Genomic DNA, 26,138 nt, shown 5'->3' with positions numbered 1-26,138 from the left:
AACACCCTGTAGCTTCTGGTCTACCCGGCCCAAGGATAAGTGTTTTTGGAGCCGGGTAAACGCTAACGAAACTGCTCTAATGCTTCGCGAAACAAATTGGGGTTACAGCGTTTTTCCAGTAAGCGGTTCAGGAGCTCAAGCAACTCGTGTTCACTGCTCAGGTTGAACTTATGCATAACAGCATACTTATGGGCATAGATCGTCTTTGGCGTGAGCATCATCTCTCTGGCTATGTTTTTGACGGATTCCCCCTTGTAAAGACCGGCCATAATATTGAGTTCGCGCTGTGATAACGTTTTATGCTTACAGCTTTCACAGGCTTTTAAAAAGACAGGGATAGCTGACGCACTGTAGGCCACCCATGCCTGACGGAATACCCTTTTCAACAGATAGAGTGGTGCTGAGCGTGATACAAAATAAGTCTGCTGAATGCAGAACGGTAAAAACGATGATGACGGTTCTTCCGCTTCAGTAATACCAATGATGACGCATTTACGCGCACTTTTTAATTCTGGAAAGCAGGTATGGTGTTCACCCTTACTGAACGCATAAACGATAATTTCCGCCCGGGCAATATTCTCAGGCACATAGCCTTTGAGAAAATGGACATTTTTCGCATACTCATTTTTAAAAAAATCGCTAATAAATGACCTGAGGCTATGGTGATATAAAAAATCTTCTTCTTTAATTAAAACATTTATCATTTATCAGACCGGGACATAATCAATACTCAATCTTTTCTCAGGCCAAAGAAATCCTTGCATTAAATTGCATCCTGTACCCTGAGCCAAAGCAAGTAGTTCGTTATCTTCGATGCCTTCTATAAGCACCTGCTCTACCATCAACGAGCAGTAGGCAATCATTGATTTTAATACCCATGGGGAACCTCTGTTTTCCCATAGACTCATTTTATCTACCTTGACACCGTCAAATAAACAAATGCGTTCACCCAGCAGTGACAAATGCTCATGTTTAATATCATCCAGCCATATCTTTGCACCTGTATTTTTTATTTTTTGATGCATGGAGTAAAAAACCTCCTGTTCTTTTTTTGACAATGAAATAAAATTACAGGGATCTTGTATCTCAATAACAATGCCAGAGTGCAGGCTGGGCAATAGTTCATCAATCAAAACTGAACGACAGAGTAATTTCGCAGGCACATTAATAAAATACGCTTCACTGTCTACACAAAGAGAAGCTATACGCAACTGCCAGCATAATAAACGAAAGCTAGCATTTAACGACATCTTTTCAAAAAAGGTTTCGCAGTCGATCCCCTGGCGTAAGGCACTTAGCATTTCCCATGCCTTTATCTTTTTTTCCTGTAAAGAATAGATGGGCTGGAACCGAACACCACATATAGCATGCTCAAGCAAGGAATTAATCAACATGAAAGTCTCAAACTAACAATTTTTAAAAAAAATTTCAGCCGTTACTGATAGGTAAAATCAACGTTCATTACTGACTGGAATGTTCCGGCAGTGGAATTTCCTTGCGGCGTAAACATTCTCGCTGACAGCGGAAAGGTGGAGCTGCGCGTGCTGCTATCGACATTCACCTGCATTGTGCTGTTTACGCTATATGTTGTCGCATGATCCCTGCTGGCGATACGTAATGCAACATTGTTGCTGGTCCCGCTGTTTTTCCATGCGGTGGGATCTTGCGTATCTGCATTGCCCGTAAATTTGGCCGTTACGCTACTGGTGCCAGCAGGACAGTTTTGCACCAGCAAATCAAAGTCAGACCAGACGCCCCCATCACCGGCATTAATGAGATTCTGCTTGGTATCTTCCCCCAGATTGACCACTTTAGAAACGGTGCCCGTGTCAACGACACACGGGCTGGCAATGACCTGGCCGGTAACATTGATATTGGTATCAGCGCAGGTAATTAACGGGGCTGAACTCAAGAGGAAGGCAGATAAAAAGAGTTTAGTATTCATATAATTTTACTTTCACTGATAACTCATTGTAACAATTATAACCGAATTAATCGTACCAGGTGTCGTATTGCCATAAAGAGAATATGCGCCAACTTTAAGTGCCATCGATGCTGTACGGTCGCTCTGCACTGGTAAAAATACTGCAGAGCCAGGACCTAAAGAATCACCCGTCACGCCATTATACAAAACAACATAAACATTCCCTGCTGTACCTGAATTCTCATAAAGATTAGGCGCATCATGTGATGCAGAACCCCCTATATCAGCTCGGACAGTACTGGTACCTGTTGGGCAATTTGTGACTGTCAGTGTAAACGGTACCGCAGTAGATGATGAGTCAGGAGCTGCCAGTGCTGTTGCCTGAATATTACCTAAATCAACATTAAGGCTGCTTGCTCCTCCGTTGACAATACAGGGTGATGCCACGATATTACCTGTCACGTTAATATTTACCGTATCTGCTGAATAAGACAAAAACGGTATCATTGCGAACCAGCTCAGGACTAAACATTTAATATTCATATCTTCCCCCTTATTGATAGGTAATGTTCAACGTTGCTGTTGTGTTCGCTGTCCCAGGTAAAACAACAGATTTAGTCTGATAATAACGGGCCACGATTGGGAATGACGCCAACCCACCGCCAGATTGCTGCAGGAAAACGGTATTATTAAGATTAAGAGGTGTACCACCATATAATATTTGTACACCTACTCCCTGCGCGACCCCCGGGCCACCCTGACCCGATAACGCTAAAACGCTGGTATTGGCCACATCAGGGTTTTGCTGTCCACTCAAAGAAATGTTGATATTTGCGCCAGGATTGCAGGTCAAGCCGAGAGTCTGCGAAACCTGAGTATTAACTGGCGTTGTACCCACTGTTGAGCCAAAGCTTGTCGCAGGGATATTACCTATCGGAAAACTCAGCGATCCCGAAGAAAGACTACAGGCAAGTGTCGTAATGCTTCCGCCAGTGATGTTCCATGTCGCAATGAAAAATTGGTTTGAAATAGATACGTTAGCAATTTGACCGCTGCGTAGCGATCCGGATGCGGCAGTACCAGACGTCCTGACCAATTCAACTTTATACATATATGACGCGCTATAACTGCCAATAGTAAACCCCATTGGAAAATAATGGTGGAAACCGCCACCTGAATCATTTTCTGACACACGTATGCCGTATCCACTTACGCCTATATCATAGAGGTTATTTCCCAGAGAGGTACCGTTCATCGCTTCCTGATAGGTATTCGTGGAATCAGTACATGAGAAATTCACATTGTAAATACCCGACTGTGCAGCGACAACCGTTCCCGGCGCCACGTCCCGCTGAGCAGTAACTGCATTAAAATTTAAATTAAAGTTTTGCGTAGCGATATTGTTCGTACAGCCTGCAAAGCTTTCTACGGATATTAATGTCAAAAGCAACAGCAAATAATATTTAAATGCATTCATTTTCTTTCCTATCGACAGACAGTACTGACAACCGCAATGTTATTTTTAACATCGGTAGGTTTTAAAATATATGAGGCTTTACACTGTTTATCACTACCCTCACCCCACTGAGCAATAAGGTCGACATTCTCGCCTAAGCCTGTGAGATAAACCTGTCCATTATCGCCGACAATAAAGCCATTGTTTTTGATCCCATTGACGCTGACAATCGCCCCAAATGGAACAGGCTTTCCGTTACCACGCAATAACGTAAATAATGCACGTTGACCGACGTTGGCAGTGTATTCAGCGCGAACAACAGCCCCACGCGTTGGCACAACGGTTCGGGTCGTGAGATCCAGTTCTACATCATCGGACATACTTTCTGGATCGATTACAATATCGTTTTTACGGTAGACGTTGACGTTATTTACCGTTGTATATCCCCGATAGTCCGTTTTCGCGCCCGTTTGGTTTCGCACCGTCAGACCTTTCGCCCCCGGGACTTTTACCAGGACGTTCGTTTCTCCCAGCGGTTGCGATAACGTCACGCCGTCAGCATGCGCGATGACGCCGCCCTGAATACCATAGTTCAGACGCTCATTATTCTGGTCGTAGCTGTATCCGGCCGTCACCTCACCATAGGTACCCTTGTAATCACCGTTCACGTTGCCGCTGTATCCGACATTGTCACTGCCGTACCCCTGTTGAACGTTCCAGTTCAGGGCATTGTTATCCAGCGCGGTCCCGTTGATGCCAACCGTATGGGTCGTTCCGCTATTTTTACTGTTACTGACGCTATAGTTTGCCCACGTCTGCGGCAGGAATTTATCCAGCGGCACGCTAATGTTAAAGGCCACCATCCGGTCTTTGTCATAGCTTGTCGGGTTACCATAGGTGCCTGGCGTGCCGTTTCGCGTGGAGGTATACGTCAGGCCGTAGCTGATGCCGTTCCAGAAATTGTTATACCCCAGACTCCAGGACTCCATCGCTCGCCCGGAATTCCAGTAATCTTCGCGAACGGCGCTCACCATGATCGAACCTAATGAACCGCCCAGAGACTGGTTCATCGTCAGTTCCATACGGTTACGACGTCTGTTTTGCATCACACCGTTATCGCCATAGGAATCAAGCACTTCCTGCATACCGTAAAAGCCTTTGGTCGAATAGCGGTAGCCTGCAATAGCAAAGTTAGTACCGGTTTCGACAAAGTTTTTACTGTAGCGCGCGCGCCAGGACTGACCGCTATCGCTCGGCAGATTTTGTGGGGTGGACCATGCCTGAATAACGTCGACAGAAACTGCGCCGAGATCCCCCATATTCTTGCCCATACCGGCGGCGACCGACTGGTAGTGGCTCGACGTTTGACCACCGCCGTAAGCCGTTAAGCCATACGGTAAGCCATAGATGCCCGTAATTTGCGCAAACGGCGTCTTATCTACACTACTGTTGTAGGAACGATATTGCCCACCCGTGACGGCGTACTTGAATCGCCCTTCTCGCTGCAGTACAGGCAGTGACGCAAAGGGAACGGTAAACTGTTGAATGCTACCGTCGGCCTCTTTTATCGTGACCTGCAGATCGCCAGCTCCCCCTGTCGGATACATATCCGTAATCTCGAAGGCGCCAGGCGCAACGTAGGTCTGATAAATCTCATACCCATTCTGACGGACAATAACCTGCGCATTGGTACGCGCGATACCGCGGACGACGGGTGCGTACCCTTTGAGTGAATCGGGTTGCATATCATCATCGGAGGCCAACTGCGCACCGCGGAACGGCATGCTGTCGAAAACATCAGCAGGCGCAGTGCTGTCCCCGAGCGTCATCTGTGCTTTTAGCGGTACGATCGCGCGCTGGGCGTAGGTATAAACGCTATCCCATTTGTCCTTGCCATCTTCATCTCGTGACCAGGTCGTGTAGTTGCGCAGACGCCATGGCCCGATGTTGATTCCCGGACGCAAATTAGCGTACTGCGTGTTGCTGGTATCACTGCTCCCGTTGCGCGAGCGGTTATTGGCCCCACTCAGGCTGTAGTTGAGCAGTGCAGCCGTGATTCCGTCATCCCACTGTTCCGGTGGAACGTATCCGCGGGCCTGACGAGAAATTGCCGCCTGAGGGATACTGATAAGCAGACGCTGCGCGCCAAACTGAAATTCAGTGGATCCGGAAGGTATCGCGTGCAGGTTCGCACAACGCTCGTTGTCCACTGCCAGCGCCGGGAACAGCTCGGTTTTTACGCCCCATTCTTTAAGCTGCTCCACGGTCAGACAAGGTTCTAATTTCCCCTCATCATTGGGAGCACCTGAGGTTTTGAATTCGATATCTCGCGTATCAACGAGTTCGTTATCCAGCATCACATCGACGTGATAGGTTCCCGGCGCCTGCGAGCCCGCTTCAAACGCAGCGAGATCGGCTTTACCCCCATTTTGCGGATTATCGAGTTCAACCAGGTCCGGGTTGAAGTAATCACGCGCCATGGCATTCTGCATTGAGCCAGCAAGGGCAAATGCAATTAATAAAGCCAATCGCGCAGGTTTAAAATTATTATATTCCCTTACTATCATCATTCACGTCACCTTGGAAACGACATTCCAAAACCAATTATTTTCACAAGCTTGCGCTTTGCACGTCACTCACCGCCCCATAATCATTAATGACTTTATAATTAATAGAGGTTGAGTTAGCGCCAGCAGGCAGCGTGAAATTCATTGATTCCCCAGGAAGTACATACGAAACATTTTCAATTTTTTTACCGCCCAGACTGATTTCATTGAAGTTAATGACATAGCTGGTTGGGTTGGTAACCTGAAGTTGGTTTCCATTGCGGCGCCAGGTTAACTGGTGACTCAGCTCCTGCGGCTGCTGAGATTTTAATCCTGCCGGACGATAAATCAGCTTAATGCGCGTTTTGATCGCAATTTGCAGCGTATTATCTTTTTTGGGCGCTGACGGTATCGCTTTAATATTTAGCCAGTAAAGACTTTCCTTATCCTGTGGCAAGTTGCCGGTCACTACGACACGCTCAATATTTTGCTGGCCACCATCGAGTCGATACAACGGAGGGGTGATAATAAAAGGAGCTTTCTCAGCGCCACCATTTAATGTTTCAACCCACGACTGAATAAGGTACGGCGTCTTATCCGGGTTGTTAACATCAATGGAAGCTTCTTTTTTATTGCCATCATAAACGACACGCGTTCCGCCAATAATGACACCCGCATTGGCAAAGGACACGCTTGCTGAAATTACTGCGCAGGCAATTAAAGTTTTGCTAAGAAAATTCATTTTACACCTCGATAAAAAAGGGCCGTATACCGGCCCTCATATATGTTTCCGGTCAGGAAGATTACTGGTAGCTAACGGAGAAGTTAGCTACACCGTTTGCTGGACCTACGCCGACAGTTGCAGACGTTGCTTCGTACTGAGCAAAGAAGTCCAGTGTGTTTGGTACAGTTTCAGCCAGGCTGTATACGTGGCTGTTTACGCCCGCCAACGGCAGATCCTGGCTATCAGCCGTCATCAGGTTAATAGCAACGCCCGTTGCGCCACCGGTTACAGCCAGCAGGTTGGAGTTTGCTGGGTCCGCAGAACCGTCAAACTTGATAGTTGCACCTGTTACGGTTGCCGGGCAGTCGGTCAGAACGATAGAGAATTTAGTCGCAGCGGTTTTATCGCCAGCAGCGGTAAATTCAGATTTGCTGTAACGGCCCAGATCAACGGTCTGGTTTACAGAACCCGCGTCAACGGTGCACGCTGCATCGATGATTTCGCCGGTGAAATTAACGGTACCAGCAGCAGCGAATGCGTTAGACATGGTCAGAGCAGCAGTCGCAGCGAAAGCAGCAGCAATAATCGTCTTTTTCATGATTTAATTTCCTTAATAACTTTATAAATTACCGAAATTTAGGCGGCAACATCCAGATGGATTTAGACCATTTATTTTTTGCGCCAGATATCTCATTTCCAACGTGCAGTAAGCAGAACGCAAAGATATTTATTCGATAACTTTGTTTTCATCCTCTCACTTGCTGAGGCGAAATTTACAGAAGTTTAATTTTTCCGACAAATGGTTTTTAGCCCAACAGTGGACTTTAATTTTAACTATTATTTAACACGCAAAATTTGTTTAAGTGGGCCATTTCAAATTATTAAATATTTGTTAATGGGCGAGTCCATTATGAAACCAACCTATTATTTATTTACACTCCCCTCGGATAGATAATCTCTGGCGCATCTTTTGACAAACATAAAGAGCGTCTGGAGTGATTAATATGAATACTAAAATGTCAACGGGAGAAATCACTGAGGTTACACCTTCTCATGCATTCAAGCCCGTGAGTGATATCGATAAAATGATTGAACAAATCGCTCCCTTTGCCACACGTTTTAATGCGAATAAAGGCGAAATCCTGCGCTATCATTCCGGTAAAAAAAGAACCTGCTATATACTTCATCAAGGCGGCGTCACGCTGAACCGTCGAGGCGATGGTATGGTGCTTAACTCTGAACAAGCGACTTTCATTATGGGGATCAGTAATCAGTTCTCTCAGACCGAAAACCTTTACGTCCGAGTGAATGAAAATGCTGTGATGAGTCGCCTTCCACTGGAACGCTTCAATCTGCTTATCGAGAGTTTTGGACTGTGGGAAAGCTTATGCAAGTTAGTGATTTACACCGCTTCTCGCGTATACGAGCATTGCACGTTGATATCGCAGATGTCCTCATATGAGATAATCCGGTTCCAGTTGCTTGAGCTGATGAACGAATCGGAGCGAATTCGCAGCAATATTACCGCAGCGAATTACATCCAAAGCAGAACCTACCTGTCTCGTAGCGGTATAATGCGGATTCTTGCAGATCTTCGGGATGCCGGATGCGTTGAACTTAAACGTGGAATTTTGATTTCTATCAATCATTTACCGCTGAAATACTAAACAAAAATGGCGCCTCAGGAAGACTCAGCAGGATCCACGCTATACTGAATCCCATGACTACTGGAAGGTTTGACGGACAGGCGCGCGTATGCTCGATGAGTTCTCCACAAAATGGGTATGTGATCCTTCATCAGCGACAAAATTGCTGATCGATTATCTTAAACACGGTTCAGATTTGAAAAGAGTGCTACCACGCCGTCGATTAAATTTTGTGGTTGGCAATGAACGTCTCTGTTATGTATTACTCAAAGGACGCGTCATGATTCACCGCGGCAACGACGATTTAGCGATGGCAACGGTTCAAGGACCCGCGGTGATCGGCCTCAGTAATCTGCATCAGACCCAGATGCGCGGCTATATCAAAACGTTTAATAACTGTGACATCGTTACCCTCAAAATGGATTTCGTTAATACGACTATTACGAATCATAAGCTTTGGGAGCCCCTAGCATATCATCTGATGGGCCTGGCAGGTAAGCTATTTCACAGTTATGAAGATTTAACGGGACCTTCCGCTTATGACATTGTAAGCGCACAACTTTATGCCCTCTCAAACGAAGAATCCTCATTCAGACTCAACGTTACTGCAGAAAGCTATATCAGAGATAAAACCCACCTCTCCCGTAGTGGCGTGATGCGCATACTGTCGGCATTAAAAGAAGGCGGCTATATCGAAATGCAAAGAGGAGTGTTACTCAATATTGTTAAATTGCCTGAAAAATTTTGATAGATAATGACTGGGTCATGCGTCATTGTTTTCCAGGAATTCGCGAAGCAGGTTCGGCCGGCTCTTTTTCTCCATCAACCTTCTCAGCAATGCGATCATCTCGTAATCGTTTCGCAGATTAAATTTTTGCATCATCATATATTTGTGGGTAAAGACCGTTTTCTCGCTCATCTCGAGCGCGTGAGCGGTCTGCATAACCGACAGCCCTCTGTAAAAATTCACCATAATACGAATTTGTTGCCGGGATAAACTTTTATGCTGGCAGTTGAAACAGTTCCTTTTGGTCCACGTGTAACCCGGTAGTCGCGTCCTGAACCACGCGATAAACAGTTCGCCACTGATTCGATCAATCGATGCACGGCGAGGAAGTAAAATGATGTCCTGAAAGCAGGAGGGCAACGCCGAAACCGACTGCTCATCGTCGACGAACCCTATCACAATCCCTTTTTGCCGGGCCAGTAACTCGGGAAAACAGGTCAGTGTCTCACCCTGACATAATGACAGGATAATAATATCGGCCTGACTGACATTTTCATGGGTTAAGCCAGGATTAAATGTGATAGTGCGATGAAAGTTATGCTTAAAAAAACTCTCTAAAAAGTCCTGCAGCCCAGCCTGAAAAAACAGATCCGTTTCCTGAATCAGAATATTTAACATAGTTCATACCAACATCTTTAATAAACAGGTATCACTGACATTCAGTTGTACTGCATCGTCATCACGACAACGGCACTGATGCTTCCAGGCGTAATACCGCCTGAAGCGGATTTTACCCAGGCCTGCATAGGCATCGTTGCAGTGCTGTCTGCCGCAATGGCCTTTGTGATGCTGGAGCCCGTCCCTTTAAGCGAGCCGGTTGCGGCGTCACTCATGGCGACGGCAACGCCGGTGGCCGAGCCGCTGTTCATGTAGTAGTCCGCGCCTGCTGCGGGATCAGGGGTTCCTGCGAACGTCACCGTGACGCTGCGGGTTCCCAGCGGACAGCTTGTAAAGAGCAGATCGAACGCAACCGGGTCTGACGTGGACCCTGGCGTCACCATATTGGAAGCCTGAATATTGCCGAGGTTGATATCCAGATTCGTATTCCCCCCGTTAAATACGCAGGGCGACGCAACGATATTTCCCGTTACGCCGATATTGACCGCATCGGCGGAAAACGCCTTCCAGCTCAACAGGGCAAGCAGGAGTTTTTTTTTGTGCGATATATTCATCTTCTCACCGGCTACTGGTAGGTTAAATTAAGCGTGGCCGAGGCGTTTGCCGTTCCCGACTGAACGGTCCCCAGCGTTTGATAATAACGGGCCGTTAATGGGAGTGTTTCGACCCCACCCGCGGACTGTTTTAATAGCAGGCGGCTGTTCATGGCTAGCGGAGTACCGTTATAGAGGAGCTGAACGCCCACCCCTTTTGCCGTTCCGGTATTACCCTGCCCCGTAAGGGCCATCACGCTGGTATTGCTGATATCCGGGTTTTGGATGCCGCTTAACGTGACGTTGATATTGGTCCCGGCGCTGCAGTTTAATCCGAGATTCTGCGTATTTTGCGCCCCTGCCGGCGACGTTCCCACGCCTGCGTTAAAGGAAGAGGCAGGTATATTTCCAATGGCGAAGGTCAACTGTGGCGTATTGATCGTGCACGCCAGGGCATTGATCGTTCCGCTGCTCAACTGCGTTATCAGACCATCGCGATAAATAGCGTCGCTGCCCTGAAGGGTTACCACGCCGATTACGCCGGGGGTGAGCGCCCCTGAGGAAACCGGCCCGGTCACCACCAGTTCAATTTTTCCGCCATACCAGTCGACGTATGAGGTTTGTGCGTTATATGAGAAGGTATTGCTCGGGTTTTCGAAATAATTATTCGATGAAAATCGGATCCCAATCCCGCTGACGTTGGTGTTGTAAACATGATTCCCATAGGTACTGAGCGTGGCGCCGTTATAACGCATGCTAAAACCCAGCATTAATGGATTGCTGCAGCCGGTGAGATAGGATCCCGTGTTTGACGCTGCACCGGAAAATATCACCGTTCCCACAGGCGCATCGCGCTGCACGGTGAGGGTACCTACCGACAGCGTAGACGTCTGCGGTACGATCGTCGTGCACGTCCCGGCGTGGGCATAATTCCAGCCCGCAAAAAAACAGAGTGACAGCAAAAATTCCATCGTTTTCATCTTAATGTTCCTGACGGCAAAGGGCGTTAATGAGGGTGACGCCACCGTAGGTGGCCTGTTTCGGCAGGGTGAAATCCACGCGACACTGCTGGGCGGACTGATTTCCCCATGCCACGATCAGTGTCCCCTGCTCGCTCATGCCGGTTAAATAGACCTGTCCTCGATCGCCAACGATAAAGCCACCGCGACCGTCTTCGGCGAGCGTCACCACCGCCCCAAACGGAACGAAGCGGCCGTTGTCCATCAGGGTCATCAGCACCTTGCGCCCCACTTTGGAAAGGTAATCAGCCCTGACGACCGCCCCTCGCGTCGGCGTGACCGTACGCGTATTGATCTCCAGCTCAACGTCGTCAGGCATATTTTCTGGATCGAGCGTGAGGTCGTTTTTACGATACACGGAGAGATTGCTGACTACCGTAAAGCCCCGGTAGTCCGTTCGCATGCCGGACTGGTTTCGAATATCCACCCCGTGGGCGCCGGGTGCCTTAATCAGGGCATTGGTTTCCCCCAGCGGCTGGGAAAAGGTGATACCGTCCGCGTGGGCCAGGATCCCCCCCTGCAGGCCGTAGTTCAGGCGCTCGCTGCTCCTGTCGTAGCCATAGCCCGCAGTCACTTCGCCGTAGGTACCTTTGTAGTCACCGTTCATGTTGCCGGTATAGTCGACGCCGTCCGTACCGTAGCCCTGCTGCACGTTCCAGTTCAGGGCATGGTTTTCCAGGGCCACGCCGTTCATACCCAGGTTGTGCGTGGTGCCATTATTCTTGCTGGCGTTCATGCCATAGTTTGCCCACGTCTGCGGGAGGAATTTATCCAACGGCACACTGACGTTAAATGCCAGAAGCTGATCGTGGTCATACGTTTTGCTGCTCCCGCTACCATAAGAGGCTGTGCTAGCGTTTCTGCTGTATGTCCAGGTCACACCATAACTGATGTTATGCCAGTAGTTGTTATACCCGACGCTCCACGACGCCATCGATTTACCCGAATTCCAGTAGTCTTCCCGCGCGGCGCTGAGGGTCAGGGAACCTAAATCCCCGCCCAGCGTCTGGCTCATGGTCAATTCGGCGCGGTTACGCCTCCTGTCCTGCAGCGCGGTACTGTCTCCCCAAGAATCCAGCACTTCCTGCATCCCGTAGTAGCCGCTGGTCGAATAGCGATACCCCGCAATCGAGAAGTTCGTTCCGGTATCGATAAAGTTCTTGCTATACCGCGCGCGCCAGGACTGCCCGCTGGTTTTTGCCGTGTTATCCGGTGTAGACCAGGCCTGGGTGACATCGGTGGAGAGCGCACCAAAATCCCCCATGTTTGTCCCCCCGCCAACGGCGAACGACCGGTACTTGCTCGATCCCTGCACGCCACCGTATAGCGTCAGGCCATGCGGGAGACCATAAATACCTGTCAGTTGCCCGAAAGGCGTCTTTCCCACGCTGCTGCTGTAGGCGCGATACTGACCGCTCGTGATGGCATACTTCAGACGCCCTTCGCGCTGCAGCACCGGCAGTGAGGCGTAAGGCAGTGTGAAATGCTGTTCGCTTCCATCCGCCTCTTTGATTGTTACGTCAAGATCCCCGGCACCGCCCGTCGGATACATGTCGGTTATCTCAAACGCCCCCGGGGCGACGTAGCTCTGATAGATCTGATAGCCATTCTGGCGCACCACCACCTGCGCATTCGTGCGCGCAATACCGCGAACCACGGGCGCGTAGCCCTTCAGAGAATCCGGCAGCATGTCATCGTCGGATGCCAACTGACCGCCGCGAAAAGGTATACTGTCAAACACGTCAGCCGGGGAAGAGCTGTCGCCGAGTGTCAACTGCGCCTTCAGGGGAATAACAGCCCGCTGCGCATAGGTGTATACGGTGTCCCATTTATCCTGACCCGACGCCTCCCGGGACCAGGTTGTGTAGTTGCGCAGGCGCCACGGCCCAATGTTGATCCCCGGACGCAGGTTGGCATACTGGCTGTCAGTTCTGGCAGCCTCACCGGTTTTCGCCCAGGTATTGGCCCCGCTCAGGCTGTAATTGAGCATGGCGGCATTGATACCCTCGTCCCACATTTCCGGCGGCACATAGCCACGCGCCGGTATATCGATAGCGGCCTGCGGAATACTGATAACCAGACGCTGCGCGTTGAACTGGAAATCCGTCGAGGACAGCGGAATGGCCATAAGATCGGCACAGGTGCTTTTCGCCGAGGCCAGCTGAGGAAACAGCGCTGTCTTCACGCCCCACTGTTTTAATTGTTCAATGCTCAGGCACGGCTGTAATACGTCATTTCCGTCGGGCGTTTTCGCTGCGTCAAAGGTAATATCCCGGGTCTCAATGAGCCGATCGTCAAGAATAATATCAACATGGTACGTACCCGGCGCCTGAGAGCCTGCTTCAAACGCGGATAAATCGGCTTTCCCCATGCCTGGGTTATCCAGCTCAACCAGTTCAGTATTAAACGTTTCGCTGGCATAAAGCGTGGGAGAAGACCCCGTCATCGCCAGAGCGATGAGTGTCGCCAGGCGTCGTACTTTATGATGTTGTATTTTCATTGCGGATGACCTGAGTAATGCGGGTATTACCGTTTGCCAAAATCACAAACTGGCTTGATGCAACGCGCCGGGGCTTCCATAATCGTTGATAACTTTAAACGTCAGCGTATTTCCGCGGGTTCCATGAGATAACGGGAATCGGGCCGACGCGCCGGGTAATACATACGAAACATCGTCCAGTTTTTTTCCGCCCACGGATATTTCATTAAAATTGATGACATAGGGAGTCGGATTCATTACCTGAATTTCATTCCCGTTGCGTTGCCATGTTAATTTTCCGGCCTGATCTTCGGGCGTTGACGCGTGAAGACTTGCCGGGCGATAAATCAACTTGATACGCGTTTTAACTGCAATTTGCAGTGAATTAGCCTGTTTCGTTGCAGAAGGAATGGCTTTTATATTGAGCCAAAATAAACTTTCTTGTTCCTGAGGGAGTGACCCGGTCATGACAATGCGTTCGATATTTTTCTGGCCACCATCCAGTCGATAAAGCGGAGGCGTAATGATAAAAGGCGCTTTATCTGTTTTCCCCTCCGGCACGTCAATCCACGACTGAATTAAAAAGGGCACGCTATCGGCATTGTCCACGCTAATGGATGCTTCTTTTTTTGCACCGTCGAAAATAACGCGCGTGCCGCCAATAATGACGCCAGCATGGGCCATTGAAAATGTTAGTGGTAACGCTGCCGCGGCCAGGCCGATTGTTGTGATAAAACGCATTAAATACCTCATAAAACAAAGGGGCCGGGTGGCCCCATACTGATTACTGCAAAAGACTTAGTTATAAACCACAGAGAAGTTAGCAACCGAGTTAGCCGGGCCCGCGGTCACTGATGCCGCAGTTGAAATATACTGAGCATAGAAATTGAGCGTATTATCAGCGGTGCTGCTCAGCACATAGGAATAGCTGTTGCTACCATGCAGCGGCAGATCGGCCTTATCGGCCGTCATCAGGTTGATGGCCACGCCCGTTGCTGCTCCCACAACGGAGGAATCAATCGCCAGCAGGTTTGCGTCGGTTAAATCTGGCGTGCCGTCAAAACGCACCTTCGCGGAGGTAACGGTCACCGGGCAATTTTTCAGTACGATATCGAACTGCGTCGCTGCGGTTCTGGAACCCGTTGTCGGAAATTCCGTTTTATAATAATCGCCGAGAACCACGACCTGATTCTGAGATGCCACATCTACATCGCAGGCATTATCCAAAATATTACCGTTAAAATTAACCGTACCTGCCGCCGCGAAAGCCTGAGTCATTGTCAATGCAGAGCCTGCCGTAAAGATGGCAACAATAATTTTCTTTTTCATAAAGCCATTTCCTGTATTACTTTATTTATTACTGATATTCAGGCAAAACAGACGTTCCTCATTCTGCCATTCTTTTTCAGAGGCCATCAGAAACAAAATACAGCTCTCATCGTGTCTAGCGTTTCAGATTTATGTTTCTGTCGACGAGTCAAAATTTATACAACACTTTTCTACGAAACAATCTTTTTTAAGGTCTAGCTGTAGACTGTGGTTTAACAAATAATAAACATTTTGATTGCTTGCTTTATCGCCAGTCTACTTTTAGACCTTCACCGTTTAACGATAATATTCATAACGTTAAGATTCTCAACACCTCCGGTCTATTATTAGACTTTTGAGTGTTATTCCCTGCTTCGCAGCTTTTTAAGATAATTCTCCATGTCGATTGGAAAACGATCGCATCTGTTGACGTGAGGTATATTATGAACACGCGAATTGCAGCCGTATTGGACAATGAGAAATCGTTGGTGCTGGGATTAAAACCCTTAAGACACATAGAGCGTTTAATTGATAATGTCCTTCCTGGCGCAGAGAAGATCATTCTTTCGAAAAGTGAAGTCGTACAGTATTACCGAAATGACGAACGCTACTGTTTTATGCTGTTACACGGCAGCGTGGCGTTGCACCGCCGCGGCGACGGTATTGTGTTAAATTCGGAATCGGCTCCCTTTATACTGGGTGTCAGCAGTCAGTTTTCATCGGAACATCTTTACGTCAGGGCACTGGAGACATCAGAACTCGCTTGCGTGTCGCTGGATGCGTTTAATAAAGTGGTTGCACAGCACGATCTCTGGGAACACTTTTCTAAATTGCTGATTTATACTGCATCGCGGGTGTACGAGCACTGCGCGCAAATTTCACAGATGTCCGCATACGATATCATCCGCTTTCAGCTGGTTGAATTAATGCAGGAACCTGAGACAATTAGACAAAACATCACCGCAGCGGCCTATATTAAGAGCCGTACCTATCTTTCCCGCAGCGGGATTATGCGAATTCTGGCAGAACTGCGTACGGGGAAATACATCACCATGGAACGTGGCGTGCTGATTGAGATTAACCATTTACCTCGGAAGTACTGAAATCACAATAATATCTGGAGATAGCGCGAGAGAAGAGCGAAACTATAAGCATAAGATTATCTTCCAGGTTTACGGCTATGTCCTATACAGATAAATCGTCTCGCGGCTCCCCTTACGCCCAGGAACTGATCGCGCATCTGGAGCCCTATTGCACCGTGCGTCGAACAGGCCGCGGCGAACGACTTAACCTTGAGGTTGACGGTCAGGGGATCTGTTATTTAATCCTTGAGGGAACGATTGCCATCTACCGCAGCAGCGATAACATGATGCTCTCGACCTCCCGCAGCCCTACCCTGTTTGGTCTGGCTAACCTGACAGACATCTATTTTAATGATTACCTCATCACGGTGAGCCCTTGCCTGATTGGCAGTATCCCTACTGAACAGGTAGCTGACATTATTAAAGAAAAAGGGCTATGGGGACTGCTCTCTCAACAGCTCATGTTTGTCTATAGCCGTCTTTATAACAACGTGATGCCGCAGGGCGCGCCCACGGCGTATGAGATGATTCGCCAGCAGCTCATAAAACTGATGGATGAAGATGAGAGCTATCGCGGCAGCGTGACGGCGGAAAGGTATATCAGGGAGAAAACCCAGCTCTCCCGCAGCGGCGTGATGCGCATTCTGGCGGATTTAAAAACCGGCGGATTTATCGAAATGGAAGAAGGCAGGCTTATTAAAATCAACAAGCTCCCCGCTAAATACTGAACGTCAGACACAAAAAAGGCCGCTCTTGCGGCCTTTTTTACTCTCTCAATGGACGTGAACGCCCAACCGCCAGGCAAAGTAAATCTCTTCTTTCAACTCATTCGAAGAGAGCGCCAGCAAATCTGTAAATTCCAGCTCAAGCTGTTTCAGCTTTTTCAGGTACTGCGCCGGGGACAGATTGCTCTTATCGCGACGTAAATATTCAATTGCCAGCTGTGTTGGGGTTATTTCAGTATCCATGATGTCCTCGCTTATGTACAAAACCTGACCAGTATATCACAACCCACTGACTAGTTTTTGACCAAAGGCAAAACATCTGAAAACTTTACACGACCGCCGTCGTCAGCCGCGACGAGCAGCACAGGCGATCCTGCTCGTCGAGAATGTCAATCTGCCATACCTGATGGCGGCTACCGGCGTGCAGCGCGCGGCAAACTCCGCGCACGCGCCCGCTGCGTACCGAGCGGATATGGTTAGCATTCACCTCGAGTCCGACCACCTTCTGCTCCCCTTCGGTACAGAGATATCCCGCCACCGAGCCCAGAGTTTCGGCCAGCACGACGGACGCCCCGCCGTGCAATAAACCAAACGGCTGATGTGTGCGACGATCGACGGGCATGGTGGCCTCGATATCATCGTCGCCAATGCGGGTGAACTGGATGTCCAGCAGCCCCACCATATTCCCCTCGCCCATGGCGTTCAGCGCCTGCAGCGTCACGGCACGTTTCCAGATCATCCAATTATCTCCAGTAAAGCCTGCAATGGGTGACGTACACCGTTACCTTCTACCCGTTTCACCTGGCTTCGACAGGAGTAGCCCGTTGCCAGACAGCGGTTTCGCGGCAAACGCTGCATCGCCTGATGCCAGGACAGCTCATAGATGCCGAGCGAGTTGGCGTGGTTTTTCACTTCGTGCCCGTAGGTGCCGGCCATGCCGCAGCAGCCCACGCTGACGCTCTCCAGCTTCGCGCCGAAGCGGGCAAAAACGGAGGCCCACTGCGCGGGGGCGCCCGGCAGCGCGGTGACTTCCGTGCAGTGTCCGAACAGATACCACGGCTCACCGCTGACGTCCTGAACCGCTTTGTCTTCCAGGGCCGTCGGCAGCCACTCGTGCACCAGCATGACGTGGAAATCACCGCGCTTATCGCCCAGCGTCTGCCTGTATTCATCGCGGTAGCACAGCACCAGCGCCGGGTCGACGCCGACCATCGGTATCCCGAGTTGCGCCACGCGGTTTAAGAAGTCAGATGTTTTCTGCGCGGTCTTCGCAAAGCGCGTCAGGAAGCCTTTAATGTGCTGCGCCTTACCGTTGGGTGAGAACGGCAGGACCACCGGCTGATACCCCAGCTTTTCGGTCAGGCGGATGAAATCCGCCACGACCTGGGCATCGTAGTAGCTGGTAAACGGATCCTGCACCACCAGCACCACCTTCGCTTTTTGCTCAGGCGTGAGTGCCTCCAGCTGCTCCAGGGTCATGTTCGCCGAGCGATGCCCGACGAGCTGGCGCTGCAGAGACGGCACCGACAGCAGCGGCAGATCGACCATGCCGATATGTTTTTCGGAGAGCTTGCGCACCAGCGGCTGGTTGATAAAGAAGTTGAAGGTCTTCGGCGCGCGCGCCATCAGCGGCGCGTAGCTTTCCACCGTTGCCACCAGATGGTCGCGCACCGGGCGGAGGTAGCGGGTGTGATACAGCTGCAGGAAGCGCGAGCGGAATTCCGGCACGTCGATTTTAATCGGGCATTGGGTTGAGCAGGCTTTACAGGCCAGACAGCCGGACATCGCCTCTTTCACCTCATGGGAGAAATCATACTCGCCCTTGTTGGCATGCCAGCTGTTGCGGGTGCGTTCAATCAGCGAGCGCAGGCTGGCCCGTTTTTCCGGAAGCTGCTGCTCCAGCCTGAGCGGGTCAACCCCGCGATCGGCCAGCAGACGCAGCCATTCACGCACCAGCGTCGCCCGCCCCTTTGGAGAGTGGATACGGTTGCTGGTGATTTTCATTGACGGACACATCGGGCTTTTCACATCAAAGTTAAAGCACAGGCCATTGCCGTTACACTCCATCGCGCCGCGCCAGGAGGAGCGCACCGCAATCGGGATCTGTCTGTCGTACGTGCCGCGCTTGACGGCATCCACCTGCATCATTGGCGCGTCCACGCCTTCAGGCGGGCAGATTTTGCCCGGGTTGAGGCGGTTATGCGGGTCGAAAGCCGCCTTCACCTTGCGCAGCTCCACATAGAGCTGTTCGCCAAAGAATGCCGGGCTGTATTCCGCGCGGAATCCTTTCCCGTGCTCTCCCCAGAGCAGACCGCCATATTTGGCGGTTAAGGCCACCACATCGTCGGAGATCTGCTTCATCAGGATCTCCTGCTGCGGGTCGCACATATCCAGCGCCGGACGCACGTGCAGTACCCCGGCATCGACGTGGCCGAACATGCCGTAGCTCAGGCCGTGGCTGTCCAGCAGGGCGCGAAACTCGACGATATAATCCGCCAGATGCTCAGGCGGCACGCAGGTATCTTCGGCAAAGGGAATCGGCTTCGCCGCCCCTTTCGCATTGCCGAGCAGGCCCACGGCTTTTTTACGCATCGCATAGATACGCTCAATCCCGGCCAAATCGTTACAGAGCTGCCAGCCGATCACACCGCCTTCGCCCTGCGCAATCAGCTCATCCAGCCGCTGGCAAAGCGTGGCGACCTGGCTCTCAATCAGCGCCGCATCGTCGCCGGCGAACTCCACGATATTGAGGCCGAGCATCTCTTTATCCGGCACGTCGGTAATGAGATCGCTGACGGAGTGCCAGACAATATCTTCCCGCGCCAGGTTGAGCACTTTGGAGTCAACCGTTTCCACCGACAGCGCTTTCGCTTCCACCATAAACGGCGCATTGCGCAGCGCGGAATCGAAGGAGTCATATTTGACGTTCACCAGCCGACGCACCTTCGGCAAGCGGGTGATATCCAGCCGCGCCTCGGTGATAAACGCCAGCGTCCCTTCGGAACCGGTGAGCACGCGGGTTAAATCAAACTGGGTCAGATCGTCGTTAAAGACGTGACGCAGGTCGTACCCGGTCAGGAAGCGGTTCAGTTTGGGGAACTTATCAAGAATAAGCTGGCGGTTGTCGCGGCAGCGCTCCAGCACGGTACGATAGATGCGTCCGCTGGCCGTGTTATCTTTGCCTAGCGTTTCCGCCAGTTCGACCGGCATCGGCTGCGTATCGAGAATATCGCCGCCCAGCAGAACGGCACGCACGCCCAGCACGTGATCGGAGGTTTTGCCGTAGACCAGCGAGCCCTGACCGGAGGCATCCGTGTTGATCATCCCGCCGAGGGTCGCGCGGTTACTGGTGGAAAGCTCCGGGGCAAAAAAGTAACCGTAAGGCTTGAGGTACTGGTTAAGCTGATCTTTGATAACGCCCGCTTCGACCCGCACCCACCCCTCTTCCGGGTTGATCTCAATGATGCGGTTCATATAGCGCGACATATCAACAATGATGCCCTGGTTCAGCGCCTGACCATTGGTGCCGGTGCCGCCGCCGCGCGGCGTAAAGACCAGCGAGGCAAAGCGCTCCTGTGTGGCCAGCCGGGCAATCAGCGCCACGTCAGCCGTTGAACGAGGGAAAACGACGGCATCGGGAAGAAGCTGGTAAATACTGTTATCAGTCGCCATCGTCAGCCTGTCGGCATAGTTCGTGGCGGTATCACCTGTAAAACCCTGTTGCTCCAGTGCTTGCAAAAAATTAAGCACCAGCTGAACGACGCCAGGTGCCTGAGAAATCTGTGGGATCATAACTGTCGACCCTAATTAGAGTTGTATGAAATCGTTTGCGTGTATCTTAAAAGTTTTATCACATTTTTTTCTTATAATCTCTGCTGAATTACAGGCAAAATCCGCCTGTCAAAAACCGCTGAGATCATCAATGATTAGAGAGACGCGGTTTTCCGTTCCCGCCAGCCACGCTGGCGTTCTTTTAAGGAAAGTTTCATTTATGGTCAATCTTCGCCAGCCCAGGGATGTTGCGCAAATTTTGCTGTCGGTGCTGTTCCTGGCCCTCATGATTATTGCGTGTCTGTGGATTGTTCAACCCTTTATTCTCGGCTTCGCCTGGGCCGCGACCGTTGTCGTTGCCACGTGGCCTTTGCTGCTGCGTTTGCAGAAGCTGCTGTTTGGCCGCCGCGGGTTAGCGGTGCTGGTCATGACGCTCCTGCTGTTCCTGCTGTTTATTATTCCGATTGCCCTGCTGGTGAATAGCCTGGTGGATTCCAGTGGCCCCGTTATTCGCGCTATTAGCAGCGGTGACCTGACGCTGCCGGATCTCGCCTGGCTGAACAGCATTCCGGTGGTGGGCGCCAAGCTCTACAGCGGCTGGCATAGCCTGCTGGAGATGGGCGGCAGCGCGCTGATGGCAAAAGTCCGCCCGTACATTGGCACGACCACGACCTGGTTTGTGGGTCAGGCGGCGCATATCGGCCGGTTTATGATGCACTGTACCCTGATGCTGCTCTTCAGCGCCCTGCTCTACTGGCGCGGCGAGCAGGTGGCTTTAGGCGTTCGTCACTTCGCCACCCGCCTGGCGGGCAAACGGGGTGACGCGGCGGTTTTACTGGCTGCGCAGGCCGTGCGCGCGGTGGCGCTGGGCGTGGTGGTGACCGCTCTGGTGCAGGCGGTGCTGGGCGGTATCGGTCTGGCGATTTCCGGCGTACCGTACGCTACCGTGTTCACCGTGGTCATGCTGATGACCTGTCTTGCGCAACTGGGACCGCTGCTGGTGCTGGTCCCTAGTATTATCTGGCTGTATTGGACGGGTGATACCACGTGGGGAACGGTGCTGCTGGTCTGGAGTTGCGTGGTCGGCACCATGGATAACGTCATTCGTCCGATACTCATCCGCATGGGTGCTGACCTGCCGTTGATCCTGATCCTCTCCGGGGTCATTGGCGGACTGATTGCCTTTGGCATGATAGGCCTGTTTATTGGCCCGGTACTGCTCGCCGTCACCTGGCGTCTGTTCTCCGCCTGGGTGCATGAAATTCCGCCTCCGGGAACAGACCCGGACGTGATTTTGAGCGAACTGGAAGAGCTGGAAGAGAAGAACACGCATTAAGTTTTTTTGCCGGGTGGCGCTAACGCTTACCCGGCCTACATTCCCCCTCATAATACTTTAACTCTGCTAAAGTATTTATTCGTTGCTCACTGGTCAGACCCGCCTTTTTTGCTCTAAGTCCGCTATTCACCTTAAAAAATCTTTACGTCTCTTTAACTATTGAGACGAATCCGATCGACGCTAAAAGATGACATGCCTACTATTAGGACACGGTTATAGATCAACACCTTGATTTATAAGCATGGAAATCCCCTGAGTGAAACAACGAATTGCTGTGTGTAGTCTTTGCCCATCTCCCACGATGGGCTTTTTTTTATCCTGACTACGCGCGCTTAACCTCACAGGTACTGAGCATCCGCCACTCAGCAGGCAGCACCCGCGTTTCCCCTGTCACATTAACCATCACCGCCGCGCGGATATCCGCCGACGATGCGCCAACCTGCAGTTCAAACTCGCCCGGCTCAACGATGCGTTTCCCGTCCCGGCGGGTAAAGTTGAACATCTCAACCGGTAGCGTAAAGCTGAGCGTGGCGGTTTCGCCCGGCGAAAGCGTGACGCGCTGGAAGGCTTTCAGCTCCTGAAGCGGTCGCACCTGGGTGGCGACCTTATCCCTCACGTAAACCTGCACCACCTCGCTGCCGCTGCGTTCCCCGGCATTGGTGATATCCACGCTCAGCGTCACCTCGCCGTCGACCGGCACGCTGCTTTCAGCTACGCGGGCAGCCCCCCAGCTAAACGTCGTCCAGCCAAGGCCGAAGCCAAACGGATAACGTGAACCGAAGTGGAACGCAAACGGCGTGCCGCCGCTTTTGAGCTTGTGATTGTAGTAATACGGCATTGCCCCGGCGCTTTTCGGCACGCTCACCACCAGACGCCCCTGCGGCTCAGCGCGTCCCGTTAGCACGTCCGCGATCGCCCAGCCCCCTTCCTGCCCTGGCGCCCACGCCACCAGCAGCGCTGCAATCTTATCCTCCAGCCCCTGAAGGTTGTATGGGCGCCCGCCGGTCATCACGACAATCACCGGTTTGCCCGTCGCCACCAGCGCCTCCAGCAGCTGTTGCTGCACGCCCGGCAGATTCAGGGAGTCGGTGTCGGAACCTTCCCCCACGGTTCCGCTCTGGAACAGCCCGGCGAGATCGCCCACGCAGGCCACCACCACGTCACTCTCCTGCGCCGCGTTCACGGCCTCGGGGATCAGCGCGGTGCTTTGCGAGACCGGCGACTGCTGCATCGGCTTACCGCCGCTGTCTCCCGGGAAGACCGGCGCACCCGCCATCCGTTTCTCGATGATGTGACACCCTTTGGCGTAACGGACCTGCGACGCACCGAGGTAATGTTCCAGCGCCGCGCGCGGGGTCGTCACCTGTGAGGTCTCTTCCACCATATCGCTGATGATCAGATGCACCGGGAAGCTGTAGCCGCTGAGCAACGCCAGCGGATCGTCTGCCGTCGGCCCCACCACCGCCACGCGGGGCTTACCGCCGAGCGGTAAAATACCGTTGTTTTCCAGCAGCGTGACCGATTTCGTCGCCACCTCCCGCGCAACCTGTCGGGTGGTGTCATTTTGCAGATCGATACCATTTTCATCCGCGTACGGGTTTTCAAACAGGCCCAGGCGGAATTTTTCGGTCAGCACGCGCGCCACGATCTCATCCACCCTGGTCATAGAAATCAGCCCGCGCTCAACGGCGTCCGCCAGATGGCGCGCGCAGTCATCTTTCGGCAGCTCGACGTCCAGCCCGGCGTTAAAGGCCAGCGCGGCGGATTCGGCCGCATCGTGGGACACCCCGTGATGCTGGTGCAGCAGGCTGACGCCGCCGTAATCCGCGACAATAATCCCGTCGAAGCCCCACTGTTCGCGCAGGACGGTGGTCAGCAGGAAGCTGTCGCTGTGCCCCGGCTGATTGTCGATATCGTGGTAGGCCGGCATCACCGACCCGGCATTGGCCAGCTTCACCGCCATTTCAAACGGCAGCAGGAAGGTGTCGTTCAGTTCGCTAAAGCCCAGATGTACCGGCGCATGGTTGCGCGCCCCTTCGCTGAACGAGTGGCCCACGTAGTGCTTGAGCGTCGCCAGCAGATCGCGCCTATCGCCCTGCAACCCTTTCACGTAGGCGGTTGCCATCACCCCCACCAGCCAGGGATCTTCCCCGAAGGTCTCTTCGGTTCGCCCCCAGCGCACGTCGCGGGAAACGTCCAGCACCGGCGCCAGCCCCTGCTGACAGCCGACGGACCGCGCCTCTACACCGATCTGCTCTGCCGCGCGCTGTACCAGTTCAGGGTCCCAGGTAGAGCCGTAGTTCAGCGACGACGGGAACAGGGTGGCGTCTTTGCACAGCAGCCCCACCAGGCACTCTTCATGGAACAATGCCGGAATGCCGAGGCGCGTCTCTTCCATCATCATGCGCTGCAGGCGGTTAGCGGCGCGCACCCCGGTTTTCGCGTCAACGATATGGGTACCCAGCGGACGGGTGATCTGCCCGACGCCCAGCTTTAGCCGTTCGCTCAGCGCAGCCTGCTCGCTCACGCCAGCGAATTCATCGCTGAGATCGCTGCGTTCGCGATGGTTGCCGTTTTCATCGAGGATCAGCCAGTAGGCATGCATCTGGGCGAACTTCTCTTCCGGGGTCATACGCGCCAGTAAATCGGCGACGCGCTCGTGCACGGGACGTCCCGCGTCCTTATAGATAGCTGTCATGTTTTACTCCTGTAGTGCGGAAGGGATTGTTGGGCTGAGCTGCCCCGCGTCGGGTCTCACCTCACGCTTGCTGGCCAACTCCCGGGCGATGGAATCCACCAGCCGACTGTTGAGCTTGTAGATAGCAAGCAGCGCGACCATGCAAAGGAACAGCGCGCAAGGGATAAGGGTGAACAGCGCGTTAATCGTAGAGAGTACGTGGGGCGCCTGAGTTGCCTGTCCCGGGGCGTAATCCACCATGCCCAGCACCCAGCCGACCACCGCGCCACCCAGCGCCAGGCCGAATTTGATGGCAAACAGTGCGGTGGAAAAGACCAGCCCGTCAAGGCGGCGGCCGCTGCGATGCTCTTCGTAGTCGACCACATCGGAGAACATGGTCCACTGCAGCGGCGTGGTCAGGTTTTGCACAAAGCTAAAGACGATGTTGAGGCCAAAAATCAGCCACACCTGTGAAGGCGGCAGGAAGAAAATCAGCGCGCCGAAAATAACGAAGGAAATAATGGTCCACTGGTAGGCGCGCACGCGGTCAAATTTCCCCAGCAGCCGTTCAGATAATAATGCGCCGCTTAAGGAGGCGACCATTCCGGAAACAATAAAGGCAAAAACCAGCTCCGGGCGCAACAGCACATAGTTCACGTAATACATCGTGGCGGAACCACGCGTTACCACCGCCGTTAACAGCAAAATATTAAACAGGAAAACAATGCGCCACTGGCTGTTACCGGCCAGCAGTTTTAAATCGGTCAGCATGGAGCCGGAGGTATCATTGCGCGGCGAATAGCGCTCTCGGGTCATCAGGAAACAGCAGAAAAAGAGCACAATGCCCAGCAGCCCCATCAGGCTCATGGCATAGAAATAGCCTTTCTGCACGTTGCCCTGGCCTAACAGCGAGACCAGCGGCAGGGCAATCACCGTCACAATCAACCCGCCGATAAACGACAGGCCAAAGCGCCACGACTGCAGGGAGTGACGCTCGCGCGGATCCAGCGTCAGCGCGCCGGGCATGGCGCAGTAAGGTACGTTAATGGCGGAGTAAATCAGGCTTAAGATCGCGTAGGTCACACAGGCATAAACGATTTTCGCCGTCGGCCCCACGTCCGGTACATAGAAAGTAATGAGGCAGCTTACGCCAAACGGAATGGCGAACCACAGCAGCCAGGGACGGAAACGACCGTGACGCGTCTGGGTGCGATCCACCAGGGCGCCAATGCACGGGTCGACAAACGCATCAACCACGCGCACCACTAAAAACATGGTGCCCATGATTGCGGCGGGTAGCCCAAAAACGTCCGTATAGAAATAAGCGAGAAATAAGGTTGCCGTTTGCCAGACCAGCGCGCTGGCCATATCACCTAAGCCATAACCTATTTTATCTTTGGTACGCAATACAGAGGAGAGTGTCATTGTTATTTGCCTTTTTATCAGGTTAAAACGTATTTCAACCAGTTGCGCATCACTGAAAGGGAAATGCGCAGTAAGGCTCAAG

Annotated in this window: 24 protein-coding genes and 1 other RNA gene; 6 read left to right on the top strand and 19 right to left on the bottom strand. The window is 52.1% G+C overall.

What is annotated here, in order from left to right; translation table 11 throughout:
- Positions 1 to 62: 62 nt before the first annotated feature.
- The 8 genes from LJA86_RS04970 to LJA86_RS04935 all read right to left on the bottom strand — a co-directional run bounded on the left by LJA86_RS04970 (position 63) and on the right by LJA86_RS04935 (position 7,248).
- Positions 63 to 704 carry a LuxR C-terminal-related transcriptional regulator gene (locus tag LJA86_RS04970; protein WP_048027572.1) on the bottom strand — a complete coding sequence of 214 codons (642 nt, stop codon included), beginning with the start codon at positions 702 to 704 and terminating at the stop codon, positions 63 to 65.
- A 3-nt stretch (positions 705 to 707) separates the two neighbouring features.
- A complete protein-coding gene (locus LJA86_RS04965) occupies positions 708 to 1,394 on the bottom strand; it encodes an EAL domain-containing protein (RefSeq protein WP_229225722.1) in 687 nt (228 codons plus the stop codon).
- A gap of 41 nt (positions 1,395 to 1,435) precedes the next feature.
- Positions 1,436 to 1,945, bottom strand: a complete 510-nt coding sequence (locus LJA86_RS04960) for a fimbrial protein (RefSeq protein ID WP_229225721.1) — start codon at positions 1,943 to 1,945, stop codon at positions 1,436 to 1,438.
- A gap of 12 nt (positions 1,946 to 1,957) precedes the next feature.
- Positions 1,958 to 2,467: a fimbrial protein gene (locus LJA86_RS04955; RefSeq protein ID WP_126534375.1), complete on the bottom strand. Its 510-nt coding sequence runs from the start codon at positions 2,465 to 2,467 to the stop codon at positions 1,958 to 1,960.
- A 10-nt stretch (positions 2,468 to 2,477) separates the two neighbouring features.
- Entirely contained in the window at positions 2,478 to 3,401 is a 924-nt protein-coding gene (locus LJA86_RS04950; protein WP_139125293.1) for a fimbrial protein, read from the bottom strand.
- A gap of 8 nt (positions 3,402 to 3,409) precedes the next feature.
- Positions 3,410 to 5,950, bottom strand: coding sequence for a fimbria/pilus outer membrane usher protein (locus LJA86_RS04945; RefSeq protein WP_229225720.1), 2,541 nt, complete (start codon positions 5,948 to 5,950; stop codon positions 3,410 to 3,412).
- 40 nt (positions 5,951 to 5,990) lie between these two features.
- Positions 5,991 to 6,668 (bottom strand): molecular chaperone, encoded by a 678-nt coding sequence (locus LJA86_RS04940; RefSeq protein ID WP_045910296.1) that lies wholly within the window; start codon positions 6,666 to 6,668, stop codon positions 5,991 to 5,993.
- A gap of 61 nt (positions 6,669 to 6,729) precedes the next feature.
- The gene (locus tag LJA86_RS04935; RefSeq protein WP_126534374.1) at positions 6,730 to 7,248 is read right to left on the bottom strand and encodes a fimbrial protein; all 519 of its coding nucleotides are present in this window, start codon (positions 7,246 to 7,248) and stop codon (positions 6,730 to 6,732) included.
- 406 nt (positions 7,249 to 7,654) lie between these two features.
- On the opposite strand from LJA86_RS04935, the gene LJA86_RS04930 reads away from it, so the two are divergent.
- Together LJA86_RS04930 and LJA86_RS04925 are read left to right on the top strand one after the other, a co-directional pair.
- Entirely contained in the window at positions 7,655 to 8,317 is a 663-nt protein-coding gene (locus tag LJA86_RS04930; protein WP_045910294.1) for a winged helix-turn-helix transcriptional regulator, read from the top strand.
- Between the two features lie 88 nt (positions 8,318 to 8,405).
- A complete protein-coding gene (locus LJA86_RS04925; RefSeq protein ID WP_111966849.1) occupies positions 8,406 to 9,044 on the top strand; it encodes a winged helix-turn-helix transcriptional regulator in 639 nt (212 codons plus the stop codon).
- A gap of 15 nt (positions 9,045 to 9,059) precedes the next feature.
- Here the strand turns inward: LJA86_RS04925 and LJA86_RS04920 are convergent, their stop codons facing one another.
- From LJA86_RS04920 to LJA86_RS04895, 6 genes are read right to left on the bottom strand one after another with little or no spacing between them, the layout of a single operon-like run.
- Positions 9,060 to 9,701, bottom strand: a complete 642-nt coding sequence (locus LJA86_RS04920) for a helix-turn-helix transcriptional regulator (RefSeq protein WP_111966850.1) — start codon at positions 9,699 to 9,701, stop codon at positions 9,060 to 9,062.
- Positions 9,702 to 9,742: 41 nt separating this feature from the next.
- The gene (locus LJA86_RS04915; protein WP_126534372.1) at positions 9,743 to 10,255 is read right to left on the bottom strand and encodes a fimbrial protein; all 513 of its coding nucleotides are present in this window, start codon (positions 10,253 to 10,255) and stop codon (positions 9,743 to 9,745) included.
- Positions 10,256 to 10,266: 11 nt separating this feature from the next.
- Positions 10,267 to 11,214, bottom strand: coding sequence for a fimbrial protein (locus LJA86_RS04910; protein WP_126534371.1), 948 nt, complete (start codon positions 11,212 to 11,214; stop codon positions 10,267 to 10,269).
- Between the two features lies 1 nt (position 11,215).
- A complete protein-coding gene (locus tag LJA86_RS04905) occupies positions 11,216 to 13,753 on the bottom strand; it encodes a fimbria/pilus outer membrane usher protein (protein WP_048027562.1) in 2,538 nt (845 codons plus the stop codon).
- A 42-nt stretch (positions 13,754 to 13,795) separates the two neighbouring features.
- Positions 13,796 to 14,473, bottom strand: a complete 678-nt coding sequence (locus LJA86_RS04900; RefSeq protein WP_048222696.1) for a molecular chaperone — start codon at positions 14,471 to 14,473, stop codon at positions 13,796 to 13,798.
- Positions 14,474 to 14,530: 57 nt separating this feature from the next.
- Complete coding sequence (locus tag LJA86_RS04895; RefSeq protein ID WP_045910287.1) at positions 14,531 to 15,061, bottom strand: fimbrial protein; 531 nt, start codon at positions 15,059 to 15,061, stop codon at positions 14,531 to 14,533.
- Positions 15,062 to 15,483: 422 nt separating this feature from the next.
- On the opposite strand from LJA86_RS04895, the gene LJA86_RS04890 reads away from it, so the two are divergent.
- Both LJA86_RS04890 and LJA86_RS04885 read left to right on the top strand, forming a co-directional pair.
- Positions 15,484 to 16,143 (top strand): winged helix-turn-helix transcriptional regulator, encoded by a 660-nt coding sequence (locus tag LJA86_RS04890; protein WP_229225719.1) that lies wholly within the window; start codon positions 15,484 to 15,486, stop codon positions 16,141 to 16,143.
- Between the two features lie 77 nt (positions 16,144 to 16,220).
- Positions 16,221 to 16,850, top strand: coding sequence for a helix-turn-helix domain-containing protein (locus LJA86_RS04885; RefSeq protein WP_045910285.1), 630 nt, complete (start codon positions 16,221 to 16,223; stop codon positions 16,848 to 16,850).
- Between the two features lie 45 nt (positions 16,851 to 16,895).
- Here the strand turns inward: LJA86_RS04885 and LJA86_RS04880 are convergent, their stop codons facing one another.
- The 3 genes from LJA86_RS04880 to LJA86_RS04870 form a co-directional block, all read right to left on the bottom strand.
- Entirely contained in the window at positions 16,896 to 17,090 is a 195-nt protein-coding gene (locus LJA86_RS04880) for a YdiH family protein (RefSeq protein WP_003857766.1), read from the bottom strand.
- Positions 17,091 to 17,175: 85 nt separating this feature from the next.
- On the bottom strand, positions 17,176 to 17,586 hold the full coding sequence (gene menI, locus LJA86_RS04875; RefSeq protein WP_021241102.1) for a 1,4-dihydroxy-2-naphthoyl-CoA hydrolase: 411 nt from the start codon (positions 17,584 to 17,586) through the stop codon (positions 17,176 to 17,178).
- A complete protein-coding gene (locus LJA86_RS04870) occupies positions 17,583 to 20,639 on the bottom strand; it encodes an FAD-binding and (Fe-S)-binding domain-containing protein (protein WP_229225718.1) in 3,057 nt (1,018 codons plus the stop codon). The genes menI and LJA86_RS04870 overlap by 4 nt, the downstream gene beginning before the upstream one ends.
- 199 nt (positions 20,640 to 20,838) lie before the next feature.
- Between LJA86_RS04870 and ydiK the strand changes: the two genes are divergently transcribed.
- Together ydiK and rprA are read left to right on the top strand one after the other, a co-directional pair.
- Complete coding sequence (gene ydiK / locus LJA86_RS04865) at positions 20,839 to 21,954, top strand: AI-2E family transporter YdiK (RefSeq protein WP_045910283.1); 1,116 nt, start codon at positions 20,839 to 20,841, stop codon at positions 21,952 to 21,954.
- Between the two features lie 209 nt (positions 21,955 to 22,163).
- Positions 22,164 to 22,271, top strand: an RNA gene (rprA, locus tag LJA86_RS04860) — antisense sRNA RprA.
- Positions 22,272 to 22,276: 5 nt separating this feature from the next.
- Here rprA and LJA86_RS04855 read toward each other — a convergent pair.
- Both LJA86_RS04855 and LJA86_RS04850 read right to left on the bottom strand, forming a co-directional pair.
- Positions 22,277 to 24,652 (bottom strand): glycoside hydrolase family 3 N-terminal domain-containing protein, encoded by a 2,376-nt coding sequence (locus LJA86_RS04855; RefSeq protein WP_229225717.1) that lies wholly within the window; start codon positions 24,650 to 24,652, stop codon positions 22,277 to 22,279.
- A gap of 3 nt (positions 24,653 to 24,655) precedes the next feature.
- A complete protein-coding gene (locus LJA86_RS04850; RefSeq protein ID WP_045910281.1) occupies positions 24,656 to 26,056 on the bottom strand; it encodes an MFS transporter in 1,401 nt (466 codons plus the stop codon).
- Positions 26,057 to 26,138: the final 82 nt, after the last annotated feature.

Source organism: Enterobacter sp. TCD1-1 (genome assembly GCF_020567405.1).
Lineage (GTDB): Bacteria > Pseudomonadota > Gammaproteobacteria > Enterobacterales > Enterobacteriaceae > Enterobacter > Enterobacter quasiroggenkampii.
This window is presented reverse-complemented; position numbering and strand designations above follow the sequence as displayed.